Source organism: Streptomyces iakyrus, from assembly GCF_000717055.1.
Taxonomy (GTDB): domain Bacteria; phylum Actinomycetota; class Actinomycetes; order Streptomycetales; family Streptomycetaceae; genus Streptomyces; species Streptomyces iakyrus.
Genome location: NZ_JNXI01000058.1, coordinates 1 through 6,084 on the forward strand (window position 1 = coordinate 1; position 6,084 = coordinate 6,084).

Sequence of the window (6,084 nt, forward strand, 5' to 3'; positions counted from 1 at the left end):
GCCGTTCCCACTCGGCATCTGTCAGATCGCCCCGCCCCATGCCCACATCAACGACACGACAACGGAGTAGTCACATGATCGGCCGGACAAGTCCTAGTGGGTGCGCCCACCCGGCTGCAATGGTGAGGGTGCCCGCCTCGCAGTCGTGACGCAGGTCGTTGGCGGTAAGCAGGCAAGCTGGGCATCGCGGCCAGTACCGCCAACGGCGCAGCCCCTCCCGGGTTCCCGTGTGACAACAGTTCGGCCGACCAGGGGCTGGCCGCCAACGTACTGACCGAGCCGCCAGAGTGCTCACCTGCCAGCGTGGCCCGGCTTCCCGCGGAGCAGTCAACGCGCAGGGCAGGGGTGCTCAGTTCATCCACAGTGCCGCGCTGCGCGGCACTGTGGACCGTTCATCTGGGGTTCAGTGCGCGTCATCTGGCGGGCGCTTTCACTCTCCCCACTCACCCGGCGAGACCTCCTCTCATGGCTTGCCGAGTACTCACCATGGACCCACCACCAGGAGCACGTCATGCGCGCTTTACGTACGAAGGCCAGCGTCGCCACGATGCTGGCAGGGACTCTTCTGGCAGCGGCCAGCCCGGCAGTCGCCCACACCACGTCGCTTCGGAGCAGTGAGTCGGCGCCCCAGAAGGTAGCGGTGAGTACGGCTCGGCTCGTGAACCTCAAGTCCGGGAAGGTGCTGCAGGCTGTCAGCACCGCTAACGGCGCAAGGGTGGTCCAGCAGCCCACGACCAGCGGCCAGGGACTGCAGATCTGGGAGGTCTACCTCTTCGGCGACTACTACACCTTCGAGAACCAGGCGGCGGGGCGGAATCTCGGCATCGATGGCGCGAGCACCTCTGCCGGCGCGGCGGCCATCACAGCAACCGCGTCCGGTGACCTCAACCAGGACTGGTTCGCAGACTGGAATGGCTACGGCGGAGAGTATTTCGCCATGGTGAACCGCAAGAGCGGCCTGTGCCTGGGCATCTCGGGCGCCAGCACCGCCAACGGTGCGGTTGCCGCCCAATTCCCCTGCGATGACTCGGCCAACCAGGGCTGGGCGATGCACTAGCCGAGCCGCACGCACGTCCCCGCCGTCACGTCAAGAATCCGCCAGTTCCGGGCCCTGGCTTATCAGCGCTGGCGCCTCATCGTGCCGTGCCCGAAGGGTCGGGCCCTTTGCCCACACACGGATCCCCGTCTCCTGTCTGACAGCACGTCATCCGGAATCACCGCAAGGAGTCATGTCATGCTCACGACACATACACGAATCGGTGCCGCTGTCTCGGCGATCCTGGCGGGAGCGCTGCTGGCCGCTGCCGGCCCTGCGATCGCTCTCACCCCGGCGCCCCAGAGTGGTGAACCGGCGCCGAAGCGTGCCCTCGCCACCATCAAGATCAAAAACCTCAAGTCCGGGAAGTACCTGACGGCCGTGAGTTCCGCCAACGGGGCCAAGGTCGTCCAGAAGTCCAGCAGCGACAGCTACCTGCAGCGATGGGAAACCATCCTGTCCGAGGGCGGCACCACCTACAGCTGGGAGAACTGGCAGTCGAAGTTGAACCTCGGTATCGACCGCGCCAGTACTTCAGCTGGGGCGGCGGCCATCACGGCAACTCCGTCCGGCGACCTCAACCAGGACTGGGACAGGGTCTGGGAGGACCACGGCCCGGACGGTCACGCGATCAAGAATCGCAAGAGCGGCATGTGCCTGGGTGTCTCCGGTGCCAGCACCGCCGACGGTGCACAGGTAGCCCAGTTTCCCTGTGACGGATCCGCCAACCAGGGTTGGATCATAGTTCCCTGATGGTCGATCGGTCATCGCGGGGATCTCCTCATCGCGTGTCCTGACGCACACGGGGAGCTGGCTCCTGCGAAGCCATGGTCCTCTTCGCGACAGGCACTTGCTACGCAGGTGGCCCCGGGTCCAGAAGGGCCCGGGGCCACCTGCGTTCCATGGAGGATCGAGCACGCTCTCAACCCGGCGGGCGTTGCGGCTGCATGCGCCGTGCCACCCGTCGGCCCCAAGACTGCCCTGGAGCCTCGATGTAGCGGTAGGTCAGCCATGACAGAGGCAGAAGCACGGCGTAGAAGGCCAACTCGAGCAAGGGGGCGTCCTGTCGCGACCGGCCGATCGTGCCGTCGGTCACTGCAAGTAGGACAGGATGGACCAGGTAGACCGAGTAGCTGATCGTGCCCAGCCAGGTCAGCCAGCGCGGTATCACCCGTCGGCGTACAGCCAGGCCGACACCGAAGGTGAGCACGGCCAGCAGGAACGCGGCTATCCATCCGCGCCGTGTGAAGTTGGCCCCGTCGCCATAGTGGTAGGCAGCGCCTATAGCGCAGGCCACCACCACGGTCGCGGTGCAGGCTACGGACTTCCAGGAGCTCTGACCGTGCTCGGCTCGGTAGACGGCTGTGCCGAGGAACATCACGGCGAGAATCACCAGTCCCTCCCACGCGGGGACTGTGCTGTTGAAGGTCACCAGCACGAGGGCCAACAGCCCGCCGAGCACACCGCCGGTCAGGCGCGGGGCGGCTGACATCGAGCTGGCACAGCAGATAGCGACGACCATGGCGATGGCGGTCACAGCTATCAGCAGGTTGGAGCCGATCGCGTCAGAGAGGGCGGACACGGGTAGGGCGCTGAGCGCTGTCACGCTCACTGCGGCGAGTACGCCCAGGGTCAAGGCAACTGCTGGTGACTTCTGGTGCAGGCGGAGCGAGAAGAGAGCGACGACCAGCAGGTAGAAGGCCATCTCATACGAGAGCGTCCATAGGACGAGAAGAAGGTTGGGCGTCCCTAACAGCTCTTGGAAAAGGGTGAGGTGAGCGACCGCGGCCGCAGCGACACTCTGTCCGCCGAAGTCGCGGATCTGCGCAACCCCGAGCAGGTTGGCGGCGAGGACCGCAGTGACGACAGCCGCCCACAACGGGTAGATGCGGAAGATGCGTCCGACCCAGAAGGTCCGGACACATCCTCGCCGCTCCAGCGAGGCGGGGATGATGTAACCGCTCACGAGAAAGAACACCATGATGCCGTACCGGCTGGTGTTGAACTCCGGCATCAACTCGCGCCGGAACTCCGCCATGAAGGCGTACGACGAATGATCGAACACCACGACGAGCGCCGCGATGCCGCGCAACGCATCCAACCAACCAAGCCTTGACGGACGGGCCAACGTCCCAGATGCGGGTAATCGTGCGGGTGCAGACGGTAACGGCTTCAGCGCAGGCTCAACACCGTGGGGGGCTTCCATACCCACCTTCACGTTCAGTGCCTCGCCGATGTTCAACCAGAGAACGTCACGTTGAGGACACAAGGCGGTCAAGTGCTGTCTTCAGGATGCCGCTTGCGTCCCAGACGCCGGGCCAGGCCTAGGCAACAACGGCTCGACCACCGCCCGCAACTCGTCATTTTGTGCAGTTGCGGGCGGAAGGCTCGGATGCAGTGGATCGCGCATGAACCTTGTAGCGACGGAGACTGACGTCGCTCGAGTGCCGATGGGAGCTGAGAGGTCACCCCAACTGCTAGCTCGGCAGGCTGTCGGTCGAAGTGGGGGACTGCTGCAGAGTTGAGTGACACCTGACCTGGCTTGCTGAGAGGCGGCCTGGAAGGATGTCGCAGTGCCCAAGCCGTATCCGAAGGAGTTCCGCGAGGATGTCGTGCGGGTCGCGCGCAATCGCGAGGCCGGCGTCACGCTGGAACAGATCGCCGCCGACTTCGGCGTCCACTCGATCACGCTGTCGAAGTGGCTGCGCCGCGCCGAATCTGATGAGGACACTGCGCCCGTGACGGCGTCGGGTGAGTCGGCAGAGCTGCGCGAGGCCCGGAAGCGGATCAGGCTGCTGGAGGAGGAGAACGAGGTACTTCGGCGGGCTGCGGCCTACCTGTCGCAGGCCAACCTGCCCGCAAAATGATGTACCCGCTCGTCCGCGAGCTGGCCGCCTCGGATGCCCCCGTGCGGGTGCCGGTGGCGGTGACGTGCCGGGTGCTCGGGCTGGCCCGCCAGCCCTACTACCGGTGGCTGAACAGACCGGCCACCGATGCCGAACTGGCCGAGGCATACCGGGCCAACGCCCTGTTCGACGCGCATCGTGACGACCCGGAGTTCGGCCACCGCTTCCTGCTCGACGAGGCCCGCGCCGCCGGTGAGGCGATGGCCGAGCGGACCGCCTGGCGGATCTGCCGGGACAACGGCTGGTTGAGCGTGTTCGGCAAGCGGACCGGCCGCGGCAAGAACGCCAAGGCCGGGCCGCCGGTCCACGACGACAGGGTGCGGCGGAACTTCACTGCCGACGCGCCGAACCGGCTATGGCTGACCGACATCACCGAGCACTCCACCGGCGAGGGCAAGCTCTACCTGTGTGCGGTCAAGGACGTGTTCTCGGGCCGGATCGTGGGCTATTCGATCGACGCGCGGATGAAATCCCACCTCGCGGTGGCCGCGCTCCAATCCGCCGTTGCCCGCCGCGGCCAGGTGGCCGGATGCATCGTGCATTCGGATCGCGGATCGCAATTTCGGTCCCGGAAGTTCGTATCGGCTCTCACCCGGAACGGCCTGGTCGGCTCGATGGGCCGGGTCGGCGCAGCCGGCGACAACGCGGCCATGGAGAGCTTCTTCGCGCTACTGCAGAAGAACGTCCTGGACCGACAAGCCTGGGCCACCCGGGAGGAGTTGCGGATCGCGATCGTGACCTGGATCGAACGCACCTACCACCGCCGACGACGTCAAAGACGCCTGGCCAGATTGACCCCCGTCGAGTACGAGACCATCATGACCCCACCCGCAGCACTCGCTGCATAAACCCCGCTGTCACCTGATCACGCAGCAGTCCCGTTGAATGTCGTGGTGAGCAACTACTGGACACCCGCGCATCGAGCGGTTGAGCAGGAGGATGCTGAGGCCCTGGCCCGGTTGCTGGCCGCTGGTTCCGATCCTGACGAGGTCTTCAGCAACATGACGCTGCTGACGCATGCAATCGACGCCGAGGGTGATGGTCCCCTGCAGAGCGGGCAGCCGTTGACTGTGCACACCACGGCCGTGTTGCTGGCCTTCGGGGCTGACCCGGAGCTCGCAGACCCAGACGGCCGCACACCCATGGACATGGCCAATCACTACGGCCACGACCTGGCCGTGAATCTGCTGCAGGCCCACATCAGCAGACGAGCCGCCGATAACAGATGAGGGTGCAGGCGATGCTCGTGAAGGCGAGGAAGTGCTCGGCCTTTCGCTCATAGCGGCGGTGGAGGCGGCGGCAGCCGGCGAGCCAGGACATGGTTCGCTCGATGGTCCAGCGGTGGCGTCCGAGCCGCTGCGAGGTCTCGATCCCCTTGCGGGCGATGCGGTGCCTTATGCCGCGCCCCCGTAACCATCGGCGCAGGTGAGAGTAGTCGTAGCCCTTGCCTGCGTGGAGCTTGTCCGGCCTGCGTCGCCGCCGCCCGCGGCGAGAACGGAGCGGAGGTATGCCCTTCCCCAGAGGGATCAGTGCCTGGCTGTCGTGCAGCTTTTCCCTCGAGATTCCGACGGACAGGGGCAGCCCCGTCCGCTCAGTGATCAATGGATCTTCGATCCGTACTTGCCCCGGTCGACAGGATTCGGGCCTGTCAGGCTCCCCTTTTCAGGGCCCGCATGTTCACCGAGTCGATCGCGCAGCGAGACCAGTCCAGCTCGCCGCGGGAGCCGAGTTCGTCGAGGACCAGGCGATGGAGCTTGGTTCACACCCTGGCCATCGTTCACTCGGCAAAACGGCGGTGAGCCGTCGCCCCCGACGGGCCGAACGACGCAGCGGGCAACTGCTGCCACGTGCAGCCCGAGGTGGCCACGAACACGATCGCGGCCAGCACTTCCCGGTCTCCATGCCGGCGGCGGCCACCGCCCTGAGGCCGCGAAGGCGCCTCCGGCACCACCCGCTGAAACAACTCCCACAATTCGTCCGGCACCAGCCGCTCAACGATCCCCGCCACGACCCACAGCCTACCGAGACACCAAATGAGATGACCTCTAACTGGCTGTTCTCTATCCGTTCGCATGGTCGGCCCGATTCGAACGGAGTGCTGGATCGGGTGAGTTGGCCGGTGCGGAGGCATGACAGAAGGGC

The 6,084-nt window shown here is 65.9% G+C and carries 5 protein-coding genes and 1 pseudogene; 4 read left to right on the plus strand and 2 right to left on the minus strand.

Annotated features, from left to right (window positions below; all coding sequences use genetic code 11):
- Positions 1-658 precede the first annotated feature (658 nt).
- Entirely contained in the window at positions 659-1,057 is a 399-nt protein-coding gene (locus tag OO68_RS41375) for an RICIN domain-containing protein (protein WP_245237462.1), read from the plus strand.
- A gap of 177 nt (positions 1,058-1,234) precedes the next feature.
- Positions 1,235-1,789, plus strand: a complete 555-nt coding sequence (locus OO68_RS41380; RefSeq protein ID WP_033314665.1) for an RICIN domain-containing protein — start codon at positions 1,235-1,237, stop codon at positions 1,787-1,789.
- 169 nt (positions 1,790-1,958) lie between these two features.
- Here OO68_RS41380 and OO68_RS41385 read toward each other — a convergent pair whose 3' ends face one another.
- On the minus strand, positions 1,959-3,128 hold the full coding sequence (locus OO68_RS41385) for an acyltransferase family protein (RefSeq protein ID WP_051815031.1): 1,170 nt from the start codon (positions 3,126-3,128) through the stop codon (positions 1,959-1,961).
- 481 nt (positions 3,129-3,609) lie between these two features.
- On the opposite strand from OO68_RS41385, the gene OO68_RS41395 reads away from it, so the two are divergent.
- Together OO68_RS41395 and OO68_RS41400 are read left to right on the plus strand one after the other, a co-directional pair.
- Positions 3,610-4,790 (plus strand): IS3 family transposase gene (locus OO68_RS41395; RefSeq protein ID WP_106974548.1). Its coding sequence is split into 2 segments (ribosomal slippage): positions 3,610-3,894 and positions 3,897-4,790, totalling 1,179 coding nucleotides; the frame shifts between segments, so codons are not numbered across the junction.
- A gap of 45 nt (positions 4,791-4,835) precedes the next feature.
- Entirely contained in the window at positions 4,836-5,171 is a 336-nt protein-coding gene (locus OO68_RS41400; protein WP_033314669.1) for an ankyrin repeat domain-containing protein, read from the plus strand.
- Here OO68_RS41400 and OO68_RS46015 read toward each other — a convergent pair.
- Positions 5,143-5,959: pseudogene (locus OO68_RS46015) on the minus strand (IS5 family transposase). The gene OO68_RS41400 and the pseudogene OO68_RS46015 sit on opposite strands and share 29 nt — an antisense overlap.
- Positions 5,960-6,084: the final 125 nt, after the last annotated feature.

Bases quoted from the DNA above. Each gene is read 5' to 3' on its own strand.
- OO68_RS41380 (WP_033314665.1), top strand. From the start codon at position 1,235: ATGCTCACGACACATACACGAATCGGTGCCGCTGTCTCGGCGATCCTG.